General features: G+C 64.2%; 3 protein-coding genes. All 3 read left to right on the top strand.

The features are described from left to right. The first annotated feature begins 103 nt into the window (after positions 1–103). Positions 104–988, top strand: a complete 885-nt coding sequence (locus ACH2EI_RS18720) for a hypothetical protein (protein WP_395161129.1) — start codon at positions 104–106, stop codon at positions 986–988. Between the two features lie 23 nt (positions 989–1,011). After that, positions 1,012–1,722 (top strand): DUF4129 domain-containing protein, encoded by a 711-nt coding sequence (locus ACH2EI_RS18725; RefSeq protein ID WP_395161130.1) that lies wholly within the window; start codon positions 1,012–1,014, stop codon positions 1,720–1,722. Next, positions 1,719–2,845, top strand: a 1,127-nt coding sequence (locus tag ACH2EI_RS18730; protein WP_395161132.1) for a DUF4350 domain-containing protein, incomplete at its 3' end; no start/stop codon positions are given. The genes ACH2EI_RS18725 and ACH2EI_RS18730, both read left to right, overlap by 4 nt.

Below are 2,845 nucleotides of genomic sequence, written 5' to 3' on the forward strand. Positions count from 1 at the left end.
CCATGGCGATCCGACGACAACGCCAGTGTCGCGGCCGACTGCCTGGGCAGAAGTTGACGCGCCGGCGGCCACCCCGAGGCCGGTCACGGCCCAGGCAGTCACGGTGGCACGTCGGCCGATCCAACTCCGCCGAAGCCGCAATCACGTGCTTTCCGCGCTCGACGACGGCGGGAAGATGTTGCAACGTCGAGGGCGAGATTTGCTCGTCGGCTCGTCGCTGCTCTTACTCCCGGTGGTTGCGCTCAACCTGTGGGCGACCACGGTGGCATTCGATCGTGGCGGCTCGACCACGCTGACCGCATTCGGTGGCGATGATGTCGGTACCGGGATCGACGACGTGGCAGCCATACTTGCGGTCGTTTGCGCCAGCTTCGCGGCCGCAGCCGTCGGCTGCTTTGCCTCGGCGGTGTTGATCAGCGAACGGTTTGGAGCACCTGTCGGGCTGTGGCCAGCATTCCGGTCGACCGTGCGTCGGGTGCCAGCGGTACTCGTTGCCTGGGCGATTGGTCACTGCTGGGTGCCCTTCTTCGCCACGTGGGCTTTGGCGAGTCGATCCGATGATGTCGTTGGTCGACTCGTCGTCGTGCTCCCCATCGGGGCGCTCCTTTCGGCAGCGACGTTGTACGCAATACCGGTCATGGTCGCAGAGCGCGCGGGCCCGCTGCGCGCGTTGAAACGCTCATGGCGACTCGCTCGGACACGTTCGTGGGCAACGTTCGGCTTTGTCCTCGCGTCGGCCCTGCTTGGATCATTACTCTTTGCTGGCATCACGTTCCTTCCTGTACTCGCCGAGTCGGGCGGGTTCATCACGTTCGGCAGCTACACCTGGTTGGCGCAGGGCATCACCGGCCAACTTGGGGTGATTGTCGTCGTACCGCTCGTCGCGTTATCGACCGCTGAGATGTATCTCGCAGTCAGACTCGATGCCGAGGGTATGGACATAGCGCTCGACGCCGACGCAGCTTTCGGGCAGCGGGATCCGGCATGATCTTGCTGGGGAGAGTCGCCGGCATGTTGATTTGGGGCGCCGACGGTGGTCCGTTCGGGCCGGCCGACGTCGATCCTGATGCCACCCGTGACCTTGCCCGCGACGTTGCCTGCCGCCTCACCGCAGCCGAAGTTCGTTGCTCGCCGCCCGAGCCGAACCCGGCTGACTTCGATCTGCCTGACCTGAGTGGGGGCGGCGCAGGGTTTGGCCCCTTCGGGACGTTGCTGGTGGTGCTGCTCGTCGCAGCGTTGGTTGCCGTCGTTGTCTGGATGGTGGCCAAGGCCATCAAGGAACGCGATATCGACGACGACGATGACCTCATCGACCTCATCGACCTCGACGAAGATCTGGACGAGGCCGTTGGCGAACGGATCATCGACGAGCAACAACCACCTGACAGGTGGCGCCGCGCCGCTCAGGAGCATCGCACCGCTGGACGTTTCCGTGACTCGGTGCGTTGTGAGTACCGGGCACTCGTTGGCGACCTCGCCCGCGCTGGTGCCATCGACGAGATCCCTGGGCGGACATCGGGCGAAGAGCGTGCACAACTTGCGTCGCTCGCTCCGGCGGTCAGCCAGAACTTCGACGATGCGGCCGACATCTTCGACGCAGCATGGTTCGACGACCACGTGGTCACTGCCGACGCCGACACGCGGTTCGTCGCGGTGTCGCGTGTCGTGCTCGACACCGTTCTTGTTGGCCCGGGCCGACGACGCGAACGGCGAGTTTCATGAGCCGGGCTGCAGCATCGACCGAATCGATTGGCGTTGGCAAGGGTGCGCTCGCAGCACTCGTCGTGGTGGGTACCGCTCTGGCATTGCTCCTGATCGTGCGTGCCCGACCGGCACCTGACCCGTTTGACCCTCGATCGAGTGCGCCCGACGGTGCAACGGCATTGGTGGAACTGTTGGAGCGCAGCGGTGCTGACGTGACGATTGGTCGCATCGTGCCGGCACCCGGCAGCGACACTCGTCTCTTGGTCTTGGCAGATCAACTCGATGACGAACAACGATCGGCGGTGATCGACTTCATCGAGGCGAGCGGCGTGGCGATCGTTGCTGACCCGTCGAGCACTTTGCACGGCGGGCCAGCCGTTGAAGGTGGCAGCATCGAGATCTCCGGCCCACCTCTCCCGACCGATCGGCTCGATGTCGACCGTGAGACCAACCTGCGCTCTGGCGAGTGCAACGTCGCAGCACTCGAGTCGTTGCGGGGCCTCTACGTGCCTCAGGGTCTGCTCTTTCCGGTTGGGCCGACCGAACCGAAGTGTTTTGCACGCAGCGGCAACTCGTTCGTCATCGTCAATTCGATTGGGGACGGATTTGTCGTTGGCCTCGGCGACAACGAGGTCTTCGTGAATCAGTATCTGCGACGGGCCGACAACGCAGGATTGGCCGTAGCGCTCTTGACACCGGCGCCAGGTTCGTCGGTCAGCATCGTGCTGGGAACCGGCGCAACAGCACCGGTGTCCGAAGTGAGGGAAATTGGGGAGGGCGAAGACACGCTGATCGATCTTGTCCCCGACTGGGCTTGGATGGCGCTCGTTTTGGTGGCATCGTCGTTCGTTGTGTTCGCAGTGTCACGCAGCGTTCGTGTCGGAGGCGTGCTCGACGAACCGCTCGTCACCCCGATTGCCGGCAGCGAGCTGGTGGCGGCAACCGGCAACCTGATGCAGCGCGCCAAGCACACGCCCAAGGCGGGCTGGCTTTTGCAGACGCAGTTGCACCGTGACCTCTGTCGCGAGTTTCGCATCGACATTGCTGCTCCGCTTGTCGAACTCGACTCAGCCGTCGCTGCCCGATCTTCGATCCCTGCCGGCGATACCGATCTCACGCTTCGTCAAACCGTCTCGACCGA

The sequence above is a fragment of the Ilumatobacter sp. genome (assembly GCF_041688325.1).
GTDB lineage: Bacteria > Actinomycetota > Acidimicrobiia > Acidimicrobiales > Ilumatobacteraceae > Ilumatobacter_A.

Bases quoted from the DNA above. Each gene is read 5' to 3' on its own strand.
- ACH2EI_RS18725 (WP_395161130.1), top strand. From the start codon at position 1,012: ATGTTGATTTGGGGCGCCGACGGTGGTCCGTTCGGGCCGGCCGACGTC.